Origin of the sequence: Kitasatospora sp. NPDC101801 (assembly GCF_044766665.1) — a bacterium.
GTDB lineage: Bacteria > Actinomycetota > Actinomycetes > Streptomycetales > Streptomycetaceae > Kitasatospora.
Window position 1 is genome coordinate 1 of record NZ_JBIWML010000040.1, and the last position, 16,973, is coordinate 16,973.

Annotated in this window: 14 protein-coding genes and 1 tRNA gene; 5 read left to right on the plus strand and 10 right to left on the minus strand. The window is 73.0% G+C overall.

The window, feature by feature from the left end:
• Positions 1-197: 197 nt before the first annotated feature.
• From ACIRPK_RS30455 to ACIRPK_RS30465, 3 genes are all read left to right on the plus strand, one after another.
• The gene (locus ACIRPK_RS30455) at positions 198-1,160 is read left to right on the plus strand and encodes an acyl-CoA desaturase (RefSeq protein ID WP_403044324.1); all 963 of its coding nucleotides are present in this window, start codon (positions 198-200) and stop codon (positions 1,158-1,160) included.
• Between the two features lie 26 nt (positions 1,161-1,186).
• Positions 1,187-1,897, plus strand: coding sequence for a TetR family transcriptional regulator (locus ACIRPK_RS30460; protein ID WP_403044326.1), 711 nt, complete (start codon positions 1,187-1,189; stop codon positions 1,895-1,897).
• A gap of 91 nt (positions 1,898-1,988) precedes the next feature.
• On the plus strand, positions 1,989-2,480 hold the full coding sequence (locus tag ACIRPK_RS30465; RefSeq protein WP_403044465.1) for a MarR family winged helix-turn-helix transcriptional regulator: 492 nt from the start codon (positions 1,989-1,991) through the stop codon (positions 2,478-2,480).
• Between the two features lie 432 nt (positions 2,481-2,912).
• Here ACIRPK_RS30465 and ACIRPK_RS30470 read toward each other — a convergent pair whose 3' ends face one another.
• The 8 genes from ACIRPK_RS30470 to ACIRPK_RS30505 all read right to left on the minus strand — a co-directional run bounded on the left by ACIRPK_RS30470 (position 2,913) and on the right by ACIRPK_RS30505 (position 11,471).
• Complete coding sequence (locus ACIRPK_RS30470; RefSeq protein ID WP_403044328.1) at positions 2,913-4,448, minus strand: polysaccharide biosynthesis protein; 1,536 nt, start codon at positions 4,446-4,448, stop codon at positions 2,913-2,915.
• Between the two features lie 55 nt (positions 4,449-4,503).
• Positions 4,504-5,367, minus strand: a complete 864-nt coding sequence (locus ACIRPK_RS30475; protein WP_403044331.1) for a LuxR C-terminal-related transcriptional regulator — start codon at positions 5,365-5,367, stop codon at positions 4,504-4,506.
• A gap of 225 nt (positions 5,368-5,592) precedes the next feature.
• A complete protein-coding gene (gene galK / locus ACIRPK_RS30480) occupies positions 5,593-6,723 on the minus strand; it encodes a galactokinase (protein ID WP_403044333.1) in 1,131 nt (376 codons plus the stop codon).
• The gene (galE, locus tag ACIRPK_RS30485) at positions 6,720-7,682 is read right to left on the minus strand and encodes a UDP-glucose 4-epimerase GalE (RefSeq protein ID WP_403044335.1); all 963 of its coding nucleotides are present in this window, start codon (positions 7,680-7,682) and stop codon (positions 6,720-6,722) included. The genes galK and galE overlap by 4 nt, the downstream gene beginning before the upstream one ends.
• Complete coding sequence (gene galT, locus ACIRPK_RS30490; RefSeq protein ID WP_403044337.1) at positions 7,679-8,767, minus strand: galactose-1-phosphate uridylyltransferase; 1,089 nt, start codon at positions 8,765-8,767, stop codon at positions 7,679-7,681. The genes galE and galT overlap by 4 nt, the downstream gene beginning before the upstream one ends.
• Before the next feature lie 353 nt (positions 8,768-9,120).
• Positions 9,121-9,789: a LuxR C-terminal-related transcriptional regulator gene (locus ACIRPK_RS30495; protein ID WP_403044339.1), complete on the minus strand. Its 669-nt coding sequence runs from the start codon at positions 9,787-9,789 to the stop codon at positions 9,121-9,123.
• A 174-nt stretch (positions 9,790-9,963) separates the two neighbouring features.
• A tRNA-Thr gene (locus ACIRPK_RS30500) sits at positions 9,964-10,039 on the minus strand.
• Between the two features lie 91 nt (positions 10,040-10,130).
• Entirely contained in the window at positions 10,131-11,471 is a 1,341-nt protein-coding gene (locus tag ACIRPK_RS30505; RefSeq protein ID WP_403044342.1) for an MFS transporter, read from the minus strand.
• Between the two features lie 156 nt (positions 11,472-11,627).
• Here ACIRPK_RS30505 and ACIRPK_RS30510 point away from each other — a divergent pair, with 156 nt between their 5' ends.
• Positions 11,628-11,804 (plus strand): hypothetical protein, encoded by a 177-nt coding sequence (locus tag ACIRPK_RS30510; RefSeq protein WP_403044344.1) that lies wholly within the window; start codon positions 11,628-11,630, stop codon positions 11,802-11,804.
• Between the two features lie 61 nt (positions 11,805-11,865).
• On the plus strand, positions 11,866-13,761 hold the full coding sequence (locus ACIRPK_RS30515; protein WP_403044346.1) for an FUSC family protein: 1,896 nt from the start codon (positions 11,866-11,868) through the stop codon (positions 13,759-13,761).
• 292 nt (positions 13,762-14,053) lie between these two features.
• On the opposite strand, the gene ACIRPK_RS30520 is transcribed toward ACIRPK_RS30515, so the two are convergent.
• The gene (locus ACIRPK_RS30520) at positions 14,054-15,847 is read right to left on the minus strand and encodes an ABC-F family ATP-binding cassette domain-containing protein (RefSeq protein WP_403044349.1); all 1,794 of its coding nucleotides are present in this window, start codon (positions 15,845-15,847) and stop codon (positions 14,054-14,056) included.
• A 66-nt stretch (positions 15,848-15,913) separates the two neighbouring features.
• Entirely contained in the window at positions 15,914-16,900 is a 987-nt protein-coding gene (locus tag ACIRPK_RS30525; RefSeq protein ID WP_403044351.1) for an aldo/keto reductase, read from the minus strand.
• Between the last annotated feature and the right edge of the window lie 73 nt (positions 16,901-16,973).

Consider the following 16,973-nt stretch of genomic DNA (forward strand, 5'->3'; position numbering starts at 1 on the left):
AGCTACCTCGCCGGCCTCCAGCTTCGCGGCGCGATGATCTGGATCAAGGACCTCGCCAGAACCACCGCTTGATCACGACCAAATACGCGCCCTAGGGGCCCCTAGCCATGGCCGACACGTCTTCCCAACCGGGGCGGCAGAACTTACGATGCCGTAGGTTACGGCTACGTAGGTAGCCCCTTCCCTCAAGGAACCCCATGACGATCCAGGCCAGCGAAGCGCCCCCAGAGGCTGATGCCATCGCCGCCACCCAGCTCTCCGCCACCCGAGGTGGCGAGAAGCAGGGCCTCGCCGAGCGGATCACGCTCGGCCTCTTCATCGGGGTGCCCTTCCTGGCGCTGCTGGCCGTCGTGCCGGTGGCCTGGGGCTGGGGCCTCGGCTGGACCGACCTGGCGATCGCCACGGTGATGTACTTCGTCGCCTGCCACGGCATCACGATCGGGTTCCACCGCTACTTCACGCACGGCTCGTTCAAGGCCAAGCGCCCGCTGGTGATCGCGATGGCGATCGCCGGCAGCCTGGCGATCGAGGGCCCGCTGGTGCGCTGGGTGGCCGACCACCGCAAGCACCACCGGTTCAGCGACAAGGAGGGCGACCCGCACTCGCCGTGGCGTTACGGCGAGTCGGTGCCCGCGCTGCTCAAGGGCCTCTGGTGGGCCCACATGGGCTGGCTCTTCGACGAGGAGCAGACCTCCCAGGTCAAGTACGCGCCCGACCTGGTGAAGGACCCGGTGCTGCGGACCGTCTCCCGGCTGTTCTGGGTCTGGACCCTGGTCTCGATGCTGATCCCGCCACTGGTCGGCGGTCTGGTCTCGATGTCCTGGCAGGGCGCGCTGACCGCCTTCTTCTGGGGCTCGCTGGTCCGGGTGGCCCTGCTGCACCACGTCACCTGGTCGATCAACTCGATCTGCCACGCGATCGGCTCCCGGCCGTTCAAGTCCCGTGACAGGTCCGGCAACGTCTGGTGGCTGGCGGTGCTGTCCTGCGGCGAGTCCTGGCACAACCTGCACCACGCCGACCCCACCTCGGCCCGGCACGGGGTGCTGCGCGGCCAGATCGACTCCTCCGCCCGGCTGATCCGCTGGTTCGAACTGGCGGGCTGGGCGACGGATGTGCGGTGGCCGGACGCGGAGCGGATCGCGGCCCGCCGCACCGCATGACCCGACGCCTGCAGCATGATGTAAGGGTGAACGGGAGCAACGGAGACACCACGGACGGCCGGACCACACGAGCGGAGACCGCCCGTACCCGGTCGGCCGCTCCCGCCCGGACCACCAAGGCGGGCCGGGTCAGGATGACCGGCAAGCAGCGCCGCGAACAACTGCTCGACATCGGCCGGACGGTGTTCGCCGAGCGCGGCTACGACGGCACCTCGGTGGAGGAGATCGCCGAGCGGGCCGGGGTCTCCAAGCCGGTGGTCTACGAGCACTTCGGGGGCAAGGAGGGGCTGTACGCGGTCGTGGTCGACCGGGAGATGCAGCTCCTCCTCGACATGGTCACCGGCGCGCTCACGGGGGGGCACTCCCGTGAGCTGCTGGAGCAGGCCGCCTTCGCGCTGATGGACTACATCGACACCTCGACCGACGGTTTCAAGATCCTGGTCCGGGACTCCCCGGTGGCGCAGTCCACCGGCAGCTTCGCCTCGCTGATCAGCGACATCGCCACCCAGGTCGAGGACATCCTCGGCCTGGAGTTCAAGTCCCGCGGCTTCGACGCCCGGCTGGCGCCGATGTACTCGCAGATGCTGGTCGGCATGGTCGCGCTCACCGGCCAGTGGTGGCTGGAGGTCCGCCGCCCGGGCAAGGCCGAGGTGGCCGCCCACCTGGTGAACCTGGCCTGGCACGGCCTGGAGGGCATGGAGCGGCACCCCAAACTGGTCGGCGACCGGCAGCTCTGACCCTCGCGGCAGCTGTGCCCGCGGTGTTCACCGAGGAAGTCTTGACGTCAAGAGGCTTCATATCGACACACCCGTGGCTACACTGATCCACATGGAGGACGAGGTCGACCGGCTGGTCGCTGCATGGCGCCGTGAGCGCCCCGACCTCGACGTGCGACCGCTTGAGGTGCTCAGCCGGGTCAGCCGGCTCGCCAGGCACCTGGACCGCGCCCGCCGCACCGCCTTCGCCGAGCACGGCCTGGAGCCGTGGGAGTTCGACGTGCTGACCGCCCTGCGCCGGGCCGGCTCCCCCTACCAGCTCTCCCCCGGCCAGCTGCTCACCCAGACCCTGGTCACCTCCGGCACCATGACCAACCGGATCGACCGGCTCACCGGCAAGGGCCTGGTCAAGCGGCTGCCCGACCCCGACGACCGGCGCGGCGTGCTGGTCCGGCTGACCGAGGACGGGCGGGACCGCGCGGACGAGGCGCTGGCCGGTCTGCTGGCCCACGAGCGAGCCCTGCTGGCCGAACTGACGGGGCAGCAGCAGACCGAGCTCGCGGGGCTCCTCCGCCAGCTGGTGGCACCGTTCGACGCGGTCTGAGTCCGCCTCCGGCTGCTCAGCTCTTGGCAGGTGCTCTGGGTCTACGGTCCAGGGGCTCGGGGAACTGCGAGGAGATCTGGCGTGCGGGTCACTGCGAAAGTGCCTGACCACCTACGCACGCGTGACCTCTTCCGAGGCCGGCGTCGCAGTTCCCCGAGCCCCTGACCGTAGATGCCGAGCCACCTGCAAAAAGTCGGCGCCGCCCACGCGGCGGAGCCGCACAACAGCAGAGCCCCGAGCCCCTGACTCCGTAGCGGGCTGAGCACCTGCCAAAAAGTCGGCGTCGCCCACGCGGCGGAGCCGCACAACAGCAGAGCCCCGAGCCCCTGACTCCGTAGCGGGCTGAGCACCTGCCAAAAAGTCGGCGTCGCCCACGCGGCGGAGCCGCACAGCAGCAGAGCCCCGGGCCCCTGTATTTCCGACAGCTCGTGCCTAGAAACCGTCCGGGTAGGGGCTGCTGAGGGCGGGGACGGGCTGGGCGACGGGGGTTTGGTAGCCGGGGAGGAGTTCGGCCAGGCGGCGGCGGACCTCGGCGTCGGAGTTGCCCGCGGCGGCCTGGTAGAGGCCGGTCAGGCCACCGGCCAGGTCCTCGGGGCCGGCCGTGTGGTCGGCGACGGTGGCGTAGATCCGGGCGTGGGCGGTGGGGACGCGGACCTCGCCCTCGGAGAACAGGGCTTCGTTGAGCTTCTCGCCGGCCCGGAGACCGGTGTACCGGATCTCCACCTCCTCGGCCTCCAACTGGACCTGCCGGGCGAAGTTGTGCACCAGGTCGACGATCCGGACCGGCTCGCCCATGTCCAGCACGAACACCTCGCCGCCGTGCGCCATCCGCCCGGCCTCCAGCACCAGGCCGACCGCCTCCTCGATGGTCATGAAGAACCGGGTCACGTCGGGGTGGGTGACCGTCACCGGGCCGCCGCTGCGGAGCTGTTCGGCCAGCACCGAGAGCAGCGAGCCCCGCGAGCCGAGCACGTTGCCGAACCGGACCGCCGAGAAGACGCCGGTGCCGAGGTTGCGGGCGTCCCGGGCGTTGGCCTGCACGATCAGCTCGGCCAGCCGCTTGCTGGCGCCGAGCACCGAGGTCGGGTCGGCCGCCTTGTCGGTGGAGATCAGCACGAACCGCTCGACGCCGGTGGCCAGGGCGGCCTCGACCAGGTTGTCGGTGCCCAGCACGTTGGACTTCACCGCCTCGGAGGGGTGGCGCTCCAGCAGCGGGAGGTGCTTGTGGGCGGCGGCGTGGAAGACCACCTCGGGCCGGAGGTCGCGGAAGATCTGCTGGATTCTCGGCCGGTCCCGGATGTCGGCGATCACCAGCGAGTCGTCGGTGAGCAACGCCTCGCCCCAGATGTCGAGTTGGAGCCGGTGCAGGTTGGACTCGTCGTGGTCGAGCATGTACAGCTCGGCCGGTCCGAAGGCGTGCAGCTGACGGCAGAGTTCGCTGCCGATCGAGCCGCCCGCGCCGGTGACCAGGACCCGGCGGCCCTCGATCACGGCCCGGACGTCCGAGGAGACCACGTGCACCTCGTGCCGGCCGATCAGCCGGTTGACGTCCAGGCTGCGCAGGTCGGAGCCGACCACCTCGCGGCGGAGGGCGGACAGGAAGGACGGCAGGTAACGGACCGAGGCGCCGGCCGCCGCCGCCGCGGTGGCCAGCTGGCGGACCCGCTGGTGGGCCAGCCCGGGGATCGCCAGCACCACCACCTGGGCCCGGTGCCGGACCGCGAGCTCGGTCAGCTCGGCGAGCGTGCCGAGCACCGGTGCGCCGCTGACCAGCTGACCGGCCTTCAGCGGGTCGTCGTCCAGCAGCCCGACCGGGAGCAGCCCGAAGTCGGGCGTCCGGTCGAGGTCGCGGACCAGCGCGGTGCCGGCCGAACCGGCACCGACCACGATCGTACGCAGACCTGAACCGCCCTCCTGGAGTGGATGGTTGGACGGCTTCAGGCGTGCGGCATTGTTGTACGGCGACATGTGTCCTCCGAATTCCCTGACCTGACGATGTCGGTACCTGGGCTTGGGGGGCTGGTCAGCCGGCGCCGGGGCCTGTGGCGACGGTTGGGGTGGCGCGCGGGGTGGGCGGGGCGGCCGGTTCGGACGGGCTGACGCCCGCCCGTCGGGCCACGGCGACGGCGGCGAGGGTGGAGTGCACCCCCAACTTGCCGAGCACGTTCTGCATGTGGGTGCGGACGGTGTGCGGCGAGAGGTAGAGCCGCTCGGCCACGGCCTGCCGGCCGAGACCGGCGACCATGCAGCGGAGCACCTCCTCCTCCCGGGGGGTGAGGCTCTCCACCAGCCGTTCGCTCTCCGTCCGGTCCCGTCGGGCGGCGGTCAACTCCCGTACCACCCCGGTGAGCAGGGCGGGCGGCAGGTGGGTCTCGTCCCGCAGGACGCCGCGGATCACGGCCATCAGCCGCGGCAGCGAACTGTCCTTGGCCACCCAGCCGCAGGCACCGGCCTGCAGTGCCCGGACGGCGCGGCGCGGGTCGTCCTCGCGGGCCAGCACCACGGCACGCAGCTCGGGGTACGTCCGACAGGCCCTGGCCAGCAGGGGTAAGCCGTCGGGTGCCGGCCCTGCGGGCGGCCTGAGCGGGCCCGGCTGGGTCGGCACGGAGAGCCGACCGGGTGCCGGTGCGCGGCCGAACTGTCCTTCCGGCTCGGCCTGTTGGCGGGGGCGGCGCAAGGCGGCGGCGCCTACGGGGCCCAGGTCGGCGTCGATCAGGATCACGTCGAAGGCCCGCCCTTCGGCGGCGGCCCGCTCCAGGGCGCGCTCGGCGCCGGCCGCGCTGCCGGCCACGCCGACCTCGACGTCCGCCTCGGCGGCCAGGGTGGCCGCCAGCGCCTCGGCAAAGATGCGGTGGTCGTCGACCACCAGGACGCGAACCCGCCCCATCGTCGTTCCCCCCTGCTCAGGTGCCGACCCCCACCGGCTGCCGGGCCCACTGCGGCGGGCTCGCCCACTTCATGCCCCCCGGTTCCCTGCGGGACTCAGCGTACGGAAGAGGGCAGCGCATCGGTGGGGATTTGGTGAAGTTTCGTCATTCACCCCGCAGTTGTCCGGACACGACGGCGCCCCGGGCCGACGCTGGGTCGGCCCGGGGCGCTGTACCGCCGCAGGTCAGCTCAGCCGACGTGCCCCGGCCGCCGGGGTGGCGGTGAAGGTGCGCGGGTCGGCGTACCCGGCGGACTTGAAGGCACCGGTCACGGCGGCCGCGACGGCGTCCAGCCGTTCGGCGTCGACCAGGGCGATCACCGAGCCGCCGAAGCCGCCGCCGGTCATCCGGGCGCCGAGCGCACCGGCCTCGACCGCCGCCGCCACCGCCAGGTCGGTCTCCGGGCAGGAGACCCCGTAGTCGTCCCGGAGCGAGGCGTGCCCGGCGGTCAGCACCGGGCCGAGCCCGGCGAAGTCACCGGCGTCCAGCAGGGCGACGGCCTGCTGCACCCGGGCGTCCTCGGTCACCACGTGCCGGACCAGCGGCCGGAGTTCGGCCGGCAGCGCGGCCAGCGCGGCGGCCAGCCCCGCCGGGTCGAGGTCGCGCAGGGCGGGCAGCCCGAGCAGCGCGGCGGCCCGCTCGCAGCCCGCCCGCAGGTCGGCGTACGCACCGTCGGCCAGGTCGTGCTTGACCCGGGTGTCGATCACCAGCAGGCGCAGGCCCCGGCCGGCCAGGTCGAGCGGCACCTGACGCTGCGCCAGGTCCCTGGTGTCCAGGAAGAGCGCACCGCCCTCGGCGCAGCACGTCGAGGCCATCTGGTCCATCACCCCGCACGGGACGCCGACGAAGGCGTTCTCGGCCCGCTGCGCGAGCAGGGCCAACTCGGCCGCGTCGAGGTCCAGTTCGTACAGGTCGCGGTAGGCGGTGGCGACCACGCACTCCAGCGAGGCGGAGGAGGACAGACCCGCCCCGGTCGGCACGTCGCTGTCGAACCAGAAGTCCGCGCCGCCGACCGGGTGCCCCGCCTCGCGGAACGCCCAGACCACTGCGGCGGGGTACTTGGCCCAGCCCGCCACGGCGCCGGGGGTCAGCCCCGCGACGTCCAGCTCGGTCACCCGGCCGTCGCCCTGCTCGCTCCACAGCCGCAACAGGCCGTCGGTGCGCAGCCGGACGGCCGCCCTGGTGGTGTGCGGCAGGGCGATCGGGAGCACGTAGCCGTCGTTGTAGTCGGTGTGCTCGCCGATCAGGTTGACTCGGCCGGGCGCCGCCCAGACCCCGGTCGGGGCGGCACCGTGGACGGACTGGAAATCGGTCATGCGGGCTTCTTCTCCAGGGTGAACTGCCAGGCGTCCTTGACGATCTCGTCCAGGTCGGCACGACGGGGGGTCCAGCCCAGCGCCTGGTGGGCGCGGGCGGCGGAGGCGACCAGGACGGCCGGGTCGCCGGGGCGGCGGTCGGTGACCACGACCGGGATCTCCCGGCCGGTCACCCGCTTCACCGACTCGATCACCTGGCGGACGGAGAAACCGCTGCCGTTGCCGAGGTTGCAGATCAGGTGCTCGCCGGGCTTGGCGGCGTCCAGCGCCAGCAGGTGGGCGTCGGCCAGGTCGGCCACGTGGATGTAGTCGCGGATGCAGGTGCCGTCCGGCGTCGGGTAGTCCTCGCCGTAGACCGCGATGTGCGGGCGGTCGCCCAGGGCGGCCTGGAAGACCAGCGGGATCAGGTGCGACTCCGGGTCGTGCCGCTCGCCGTACGCCCCGTACGCCCCGGCCACGTTGAAGTAGCGCAGCGAGACGGCGGCCAGGCCGTGCGCGACCGCCTCACTGGTGATCAGGTGGTCCACCGCGAGCTTGGTGGCGCCGTAGGTGTTGGTCGGCGAGGTACGGGCGGTCTCGGCGATCGGCACCTCCTCCGGCTCGCCGTAGACGGCGGCGGTGGAGGAGAACACCAGCTTGCCGACCCCGGCCTTGCGCATCGCGCTGATCAGCTCCAGCGAGCCGGCCACGTTGTTCCGCCAGTACTTCTCCGGGTCGGCCACCGACTCGCCGACCTGCGAGCAGGCGGCGAAGTGCAGCACGCCGTCGAAGGAGGAGTCCAGCACCTCGGCCGCGTCCTGGATCCGGCCCCGGACGAACTCGGCCCCGGCCGGGACCCCCTCCCGGAAGCCGGTCGAGAGGTCGTCGAGCACGGTGACCTGGTGGCCCGCCTCCAGCAGGTGCGCGGTGACCACACTGCCGACGTAACCGGCGCCACCGGTGACCAGGTACTTACTCATGTTGCGACCTCCCGCAGGCGACGGGCCGCCGACTCCGGCGACACGTCGTTGATGAATGCGTCCATGCCGGACTCGACGCCGGCCAGGAACTTGAGCTTGCCTACCGTACGACGGATCGTGAACAGCTCCAGGTGCAGTGCCAGCTCGGTGCGGTGCCGGGCGGGCGCCTGGTGCCAGGCCGCGATGTACGGGGTCGGAGCGGCACCGTCGAACAACCGGTCGAAGCGGCGCAGCAGTTCGAGGTAGATCCCCGGGAACTCGGCCCGCTCCGGCTCGGTCAGCCCGGTCAGGTCGGCCACCCGGCGGTTCGGGTACAGGTGCACCTCGTACGGCCAGCGGGCGGCGAACGGGACGAACGCCGTCCAGTGCTCGCCCCGGAGCACCACTCGTACGGGATCGGCGAGTTCGGCCGCGAGCAGGTCCTCGGACAGGTTCCGGCCGGTGGCGGCGCGGTGCTCCTCGGCCCGGGCGGTCATCTTGACGGTGCGGGGGGTGACGAACGGGAAGGCGTAGATCTGGCCGTGCGAGTGGGCCAGCGTGACGCCGATCTCGGCGCCGCGGTTCTCGAAGCAGTAGACCTGCTCGACGCCCGGCAGCGCGGAGAGCTCGGCCGTCCGGTCGGTCCACGCGTCCAGCACCAGGCGGGCCCGGCCCTCGCTCAGGTCGGCGAACGACGCCTGGTGCTCGGCGGTGAAGCAGACCACCTCGCAGCGGCCCACCCCGGCCGCCAGCTCGCGCAGCGGCGTGGCGTCCGGCTCCACCTCGGCGGCGGCACCGAGCGCGAGCGAGGGGAACCGGTTCTCGAACACCACCACCTCGTAGTCCGACGCCGGGATCTCGCTCGACCGCCCGTCCCGGGACGGGCAGAGCGGGCACTCGTCGGCCGGCGGGTGGTAGGTCCGGCCCTGCCGGTGGGCCGCCACCGTGACGTGGTCCCCGGTGACCGGGTCGCGGCGCACCTCCGACAGGGCGGTGGTCGCCTCCAACGGACGCAGGTCGATGGAGGAGCGGTCGGTGGGGCCCTCCGCCGCATCGAAGTAGATGAGCTCGCGACCGTCCGCGAGCTTGGTCGTGGTCTTCTGCACGGCTCCGCCTTCCGAATGTGCACTGCGCTCACATAATCAAACACAACTACACATGAGTCAACACCGGAGCTCAGGGCCGCACGCTGGGCGGGCGCTCCGGGGCTGTGCCTTTTGCGAGCGATCCAGGGGTTCGGGGCTGCACTGTAGGCAGGCGCTCAACGGTCGACTACCCAGGGGCTCGGGGAACTGCGAGGAGATCTGGCGCCGGGATCACTGCGAAAGTGCCTGACCGCCTACCCACGTGTGACCTTTTCCGAGGCCGGCGTCGCAGTTCCCCGAGCCCCTGGCGCCGTGGGCGGCTGAGCAGTTCCCCGAGCCCCTGGAGCCGTAGGCAGTGAGCACCTGCCGAAGGATCAGGGGCGGGTGATGCGGGCGAGGAGGCCGGTGCGGACGGCGAGGGCGGTGGCTTCGAGGCGGGTGCGGGCGCCGAGCTTCATCAGGACGCGTTGGACGTGGGTGCGGGCGGTGCTCGGGGCGATGCCCATGCCGGCGGCGATCGCGGTGGTGTCCTGGCCCTCGGAGATCCGGAGCAGGACCTGGACCTCCCGCAGGGTCAGGGCCCGGAGCAGCCGCAGCGAGTCGTCGTCCGGTTCGGGGACCGGGCGGAGCACCCGCTCGAACGCCCCCTGCAGCACCTCGACCGCGACCGCCGCCTCGCCCGCCCGGACCCGGGCGATCGCCCGCTCGACCACCTCGATCCGCTCGTCGCTGCGGACGTAGCCCGCCGCGCCGGCCGCGAAGGCCGCCGCCACCCGCCCGGGCTCGCCGACCGGGCCGAGCACCACCACGGCGATCTCGGGCCGTTCCCGGCGCAGCCGCCGGAGCGGTTCGAAGGCGTCCGGGGCACCCGCTCCGGCCACCCCCAGCAGGCAGACCTCGGGGCGTCGGCCGACCACCGACTCGGCCACCGCCCGGGCCGGCGAGCCGATCGCGAGCACCCGGTGCCCGCGCAGGGTCAGCGCGGCGGCCAGCGCCTCCGCGAGCAGTCTGTGGTCGTCGACCACCACGAGCCGAACGCCCACGGCGCCCTCCACTCCCCGTCCGGCCACCCTCCGCACCCCGTCCGTACCCGGCGGGCCACCGTGACGCACCATCAGAGCGCATTCGGCCCCGGCCCGCCAGAGCGCGGGCGGGTCGGGTCACGCCCTCGGGAAACACAACAGGCCCCCGCCGAGATGGCGGGAGCCTGTGATGAGTGGAGCCCCCATGCGGAATCGAACCGCAGACCTTCTCCTTACCATGGAGACGCTCTACCGACTGAGCTATAGGGGCGAACCGGTCGAACGAGGAAGACATTACACGGTGATCGGCCCGTACGGGAAATCCGTTCCGCCGCCCACCCCGCTCCCCGTCCGACGGCCCGTCAGCCGGGCTCGGCGAGCAGCCCGGGCCGCCGCACCGCGCCCAGGTCGCGCCCCCGGGTCTCGGGCAGCGCGAGCAGGCTGAGCAGGGAGACCACCCCTACCCCGGCCGCGTACCAGCCGATCGGGACGGCAGTGCCGTAGACGCCGTACAGCCGGGTGGCGACCAGCGGGGCGGTGGCCCCGCCGACCACCCCGCCGAGGTTGTAGCCGAGCGCCACGCCGGTGTACCGCACCCGGGTCGGGAACAGCTCGGGCAGGTAGCCGGCCACCGGCCCGAAGTGCAGCCCGAGCACGGCCATCGAACCGATCAGCGCCACCCCGACCAGCACCGGCCTGGCGGTCTCCAGCAGCACGAAGAGCAACGGCGCCCAGCCGACACCCAGGGAGGTCGTGACGAGCAGGGTCCGCCGCCGGCCCCAGCGGTCGCCCTGCCCCGCGCTGAGCCAGACCGTGCCCGCCATGGCCAGCGCGCCGGCCAGCAGCAGCCCGAGCACCAGGCCGCCGGCCAGGCCCAGTCCAGCGGTCGCGTAGGCCAGCGCGTAGGTGGTGGTCAGGTAGAACAGCGTGTACCCGACCATGATCGAGAGTCCGGCGAGCAGCACCGTCCGCCCGTGCTCCCGGAACAGCTCGACCACCGGCACCCGGGCCCGCTCCGGCTGCTCCCGGAACAGCGGTGACTCGGCGACCCGCAGCCGGACGAACAGCCCGAACGCCACCAGCACGGCCGAGGCCAGGAACGGCACCCGCCAGCCCCAGCCCAGGAAGGCCGACCTGCTCAGCCCCTCGGAGAACGCCAGGAAGACCGCGTTCGCCAGGAAGAAGCCCGCGCACGGCCCGAGTTGCAGGTACCCGCCGTACCGCCCGCGCCGCCCCGCCGGGGCGTGCTCGGCCAGCAGCAGGGCCGCGCCGCCCCACTCGCCGCCCAGGCCGATCCCCTGACAGAACCTCAGGACGACCAGCAGCACCGGCGCCCAGACCCCCCAGGCCCCGTACCCGGGCAGCAGCCCGACCAGCGCGGTGGACGCCCCCATCAGCAGCAAGGAGCCGACCAGGGTGGTCTTCCGGCCGAGCCGGTCGCCGTAGTGGCCGAACAGCACCGCCCCCACCGGCCGGGCCAGGAACGCCACCGCGTACACCGAGAAGGCGGCCAGCAGCCCGCCGGCCGCACCGAGGCCGGGGAAGAACACCTGGCCGAAGACCAGCGCGGCCGCCGTCCCGTAGATGAAGAAGTCGTAGAACTCGATCGTGGTGCCGACCAGCGCGGCCGCCGCCACCCGGCGGAGCGCCGGAGCCTGTTCGTCGGACCGGTCGGCCACGGCCGCCGGAGGGGAGGAAGTCATGCCCCCACCCTGGAGCGGCCGGACCGGCCCGGACAGCGGTCAGCCGGGTGATCCGGGAGTGCGGTCCCGGATGTCCGCCGGGGTGGTGCATGTCCCGGTACCTGGCGGTATGGTGTGCGCTCCTGGGCAGGAAAGGACGCGGACATGCAGGGGCTGTTGAGCAATCGTGGTGTCCTCCACCGGGTCCTCCCGGTACTCGGCCTGGCCCTCGGATTCTTCCTGCTGGACCTGGGGCTGACGCTCTGTCGGGAGGGCGCCTCGTTCGGCTGGCCGATACCCGGCGCGGTGGTCGCCGCAGGCTCCCTCGGGCTGACGGTGCGCAGCTTCCGCTGAGCGTCCCGTTCTATGCTGGGATGATCCGGTACGCCCGAATCCCAGCGCAGTAGGTGAGCACGTGTCAGCCCCTGGCCGTCCCCGTGGCTGGTGGGCGCACGCCGCCCGGGCCGACCGGCCGCCCGTCCCCTGGGTGCTGGTGATCCGGGCCGCGATCGGCATGCTCACCCCGCTCGCCCTCGGCCTGCTCGGCGGCCGCCTCGACCTCGGCGTCTACGCCGGACTCGGCGCGATGCACGCCACCATGAACGACCGGCTGGAACCCACTGCCCTCCGGGTCCCCCGGATCGCCGGAGCGGTCACCGCCTCCGCGCTCGGCATGCTGGTCGGCGCCGCGCTCCAGCACGCCGGCGCCGGGACGCTCACCGCCGGAGCCGCCCTCACCCTGGTCGCCTTCGCCTCCGGCGCGCTCAGCGCCACCGGTCCGCGCGGCTCGGGCGCCGGGATGCTGCTGCTGGTCTCCGCCGCCCTCGGCGCCGGGATGCCGCTCTCCCACCCCTGGTGGGCCGCCCCGCCGATGATGCTGCTCGGCGCCGGGTACGTCCTGCTGCTCGGCCTCCCGCACCGCGCCCACGCCGGCCACCCCGACGCCGACCCGCGCCGCCGCGCCCTGGCCGCCGCCCTGCGCGCCCTCGGCGCCACCCTCGCCGACCTCGGCACCCCGGCGGGCCCGGCCTCCCGGCAGCTGCTCACCGCCCGGCTCAACCAGCTGCAGGACCTGCTGCCCCCGGCGCACCGTCAGGAAGCCGAGCCGGTCCGGCAGTTGCGGCGCCTGTACGAGGCCGTGCTGGGCGCCACCGAGACCGCCGGCGGACTGCTCTGGGCCCGCCGCCCCGTCCCTGCCGAGGTCGCCGCCCTGCCGGGCGCCCTGGCCGACGCCGTCCTCGGCGCGCCCCCGCCCCGCTACCCCGACTGGCACCCCGACACCCCCGCCCTGCGGGCCCTGGACACCGCCCTGCGCGCGGTCGCCGACACCGCCGCCGGCCGGCCCGTGGTGCTCGGCACCGCTCCGGCCCCGCCGCCCGACCCCTGGCGGCTGCGGGCCCGGCTGCTCTCCCCCGGCTCCGCCCGGTACGGCCTGCGGGTCGCGCTCTGCATCGCGGTCGCCGGGGTGGTCACCGCCGGGGTGCCGCTCAGCCGCAGCTACTGGGTGCCGATGACGGTCGCCTTCGTGCTCAAGCCCGATCTCGGCTCAGTCTTCCAACGGGCCGTCAGCCGGTCGGTCGGCACCGTGCTCGGGGTCGCGGTGGCGGCGGCCGTGCTCTCGGTCACCTCCTCGCAGTGGACGCTCACCGTGATCGCCGCCCTCTGCGTCGCGCTGCTGCCCTACTCGGTCGGGGTGCACTACGGCCTGAACGCCGCCGTGATGACGCCGATGGCGCTGATCCTGGTCCAGTTCGGCGGCGAACCGGGCACCGAGGAGCTCTGGCCCCGGGTGCTGGACACCGCCCTCGGCAGCGGCATCGTGCTGCTCTTCGGCTACCTGCTCTGGCCCGAACGCCCCCGGCACCGGATCGAACCCAAGCTGGTCGCCGCCACCACCGCCGTCCGGGCCTACCTGACCGCCGTGGTGGCCGAACCGGAACCGCTCGCCGAGGTGTGGCTGCGCCGCACCGCCTACCGTGCCCTGGCCGACGCCCGCCAGGAGGTCCGGCACGGCCTCACCGAACCACCCCCGAACGGCCGGCTGGCCGAACAGTGGCTCCCCGCCACCGCCGCCCTGGAGCGGCTCGGCGGAGCGGTCGCCGCCTACGGTGCCCAGCTCCGCTACGGCGGGCGCAGCCCCGACCCCACCGAGGTCGACCGGGTGCTGGACGCCCTCGACCGCCTCACGGCCGCCGCCCGCGACCACCGGCCCCCGAGCGGGCCGGCGGCGCACCCGACGGGGCCGCACGACCCCGCGCTCAGCGTGCTGGGCCGCGCGGCCACCGAGCTCGACACGCTTCTCGCGCCGTAGACCGGGGCCCGGGGGCTGCGCCTTTTGGCAGGGCGTTCAGTTGCACCACCCAGGGGCTCGGGGAACTGCGAGGAGATCTGGCGCTCGGGTCACTGCGAAAGTCCCTGACCACCTACGCAACGATCACCTTGCAAGGGCCGGCGTCGCCCACGCGGCGGAGCCGCACAACAGCAGAGCCCCGAGCCCCTGACTCTTCCGTCCACCTGCCAAAAGCGAGGCGTCGCCCACGCGGCGGAGCCGCACACCAGCACAGCCCCGAGCACCTGCCAAAAGAGTCGGCGGCGTCTGGGGGTTACTCCTGTTCGGCGAGTTCCATCCAGGCGAGCTCGAGCTCCTCCTTGTCCTCGCGGACCTTGCGGAGCTGGGCGTCCAGGTCGGAGATCTTGGCGAAGTCGGCCGCGTGTTCGGCGAGTTGGGCGTGGAGCTTGACCTCCTGGGCGTCCAGCTTGACGATCTGGCGCTCCAGCTTCTGCATCTCCTTCTTGATCGCCCGGCTGTCCCCGGCGGGCTTGCCCACCGGCGCGGCGAGCGCTGCGGGGACGGCCTGCTCGACCATCTTGGCCCGCCGCTCCAGGTACTCGTCGACGCCCTTCGGGAGCATCCGCAGCCGCTGGTCACCGAGCAGCGCGTGCACGGTGTCGGTGGTCCGCTCGATGAAGAACCGGTCGTGGCTGATGACCACCATCGAGCCGGGCCAGCCGTCGAGCAGGTCCTCAAGCTGGTTCAGGGTCTCGATGTCGAGGTCGTTGGTGGGCTCGTCGAGGAAGAGCACGTTGGGCTCGTCCATCAGCAGCCGGAGCAGCTGGAGCCGACGCCGCTCACCACCCGAGAGGTCGCCGACCGGCGTCCACTGCTTGTCCTTGGTGAAGCCGAACTGCTCGCAGAGCTGACCGGCGCTCATCTCCCGGCCCTTGCCGAGGTCGACCCGGCCGCGGATCTGCTCGACGGCCTGGAGCACCCGGGTCGCCGGGTCCAGCTCGGCGATCTCCTGGGAGAGGTAGGCCAGCCGGACGGTCTTGCCGACCTTGATCACCCCGGACGCGGGCTGCACGTCGCCCTGGGTGGCGTGGGCGGCCTGCATGGCGCGCAGCAGCGAGGTCTTGCCCGCGCCGTTGACGCCGAGCAGACCGATCCGGTCACCGGGGCCGAGGTTCCAGGTCAGGTTCTCCAGCAGCAGCTTGGGACCGGCCTTGACGGTGACGTTCTCCAGCTCGAAGACCGTCCGGCCGAGCCGGGCGTTGGCGAACTTCATCAGCTCGCTCTTGTCCCGGGGCTCCGGCACGTCGGCGATCAGGGCGTTCGCGGCCTCGATCCGGTAGCGCGGCTTGGAGGTCCGGGCGGGGGCGCCCCGGCGCAGCCAGGCCAGCTCCTTGCGGGCCAGGTTCTGCCGCTTCTGCTCCTCGGTGGCCTCGGCCCGGGTGCGCTCGGCGCGGGCGAAGACGTAGTCGGAGTAGCCGCCCTCGTACTCGCGGACCTCGCCGCGCTGGACGTCCCACATCCGGGTGCAGACCTGGTCCAGGAACCACCGGTCGTGGGTCACGCAGACCAGGCCGGAGCGGCGGTTCTGCAGGTGCTTCGCCAGCCAGGCGATGCCCTCGACGTCGAGGTGGTTGGTGGGCTCGTCCAGCACGACCAGGTCGTGCTCGCCGAGCAGCAGCTGGGCCAGCGCGATCCGGCGGCGCTCGCCACCGGAGAGCGGACCGATCACGGTGTCCAGGCCCTGGGGGAAGCCGGGCAGGTCGAGGCCGCCGAACAGGCCCTGGATGATGTCGCGGATCCGGGAGTCGCCGAGCCACTCGTGGTCGGCCCGGCCGGCGATGACCTCCTGCCGGATGGTCTTCTTCGGGTCCAGCGAGTCGTGCTGGGTGAGCACCGCGAGCTGGAGGCCGCCGGAGTGGGTGATCCGGCCGCTGTCCGGCTCCTCCAGCTTGGCCAGCATCCGGATCAGCGTGGTCTTGCCGTCACCGTTGCGCCCGACCACACCGATCCGGTCCCCCTCGCTGACGCCGAGGGTGACCCCGTCGAGCAGGGCCCGGGTGCCGTAGACCTTGCTGACGGACTCGATGGTGGCGAGGTTGACGGCCACTGCAGCTGCGCTCCTGGAACTAGAGAGGCCGGGAGACGTCCCGGGGTCTCCAGCCTAGTGGGGTGCTCAGCCGGCGCTGTCCAGCCGTCCGCGCTGCTCGGCCGACAGCTCCAGGTCGAGGGCGGCCAGGCTCTCGTCCAGCTGGGCCACCGAGGAGGCGCCGACCAGCGGGACCACCGGGATCCCGCCGCCGATCAGCCAGGCCAGCACGACCTGGTTGACGGTGGCGCCGGTCTCGGCGGCGACCTGGTCCAGGACGGTCCGGCGGGCCCGGGTGCCCGCGTGGTCGAAGGCCGGGCCGAGCGGCTTGTCCGGCCGGGTGTAGCCACCGCCGAGCAGCGGCGAGTACGCCACCAGGGTGAGCGCCGGGTCCTCCCGGACGTAGCTGAGCAACTCGCCGGTGACCACGCCCTGGTCGCCGTCGACGCTGAGCGCACCCGGCAGGTCGGCCCGGCGGCGGAAGTAGCTGTGGCTGTACTGGAGCACCTCGTACCCCGGCAGCCCGGCCTGCGCGGCCAGACTGCGGGCCCGCTCGACCCGCCAGGTCCAGTGGTTGCTGACGCCCAGCAGGCCCACCGTGCCCTCGCCCACCAGTGCGCCGAGCGCCTCGACGGTCTCCGCCGGCGGCACCTTGGTGTCCTCGACGTGCGCGTACAGCAGGTCGAGCCGCTCGACCCCGAGCCGCTCGCGGCTCTGCTCGGCCTGCTCCCGGACCGCCCGGGCGGACAGGCCGGCGCCGTTCTCCACGTATCCGGTGCCCGGGGCCAGCGGGCGGGCGCCGAGCTTGGTGGCGATCACCACCTCGTCGGTGACGCCCCGGCTGCGCAGCCAGCGGCCGACCAGCAGCTCGCTGGCGTCGCCCTGGCTGCCGTCGATCCAGTACGCGTAGTTGTTGGAGGTGTCGATGAAGGTGCCACCCGCCTCGACGTACCGGTCCAGCACGGCGAACGAGGTGGCCTCGTCGGTCAGCGTGCCCATCAGCATGGCGCCGAGGCTGAGCACGCTGACCTCCCGGCGGGTCTTCGGGTCGGTGCCGATCGTGCGGTACTGCATGCCAGACTCCCCGTCTCACGGCCCGTCGACCGCGGGCGCTGACCAGGAGTCTGGATTCTGGAGTGCACTCCAG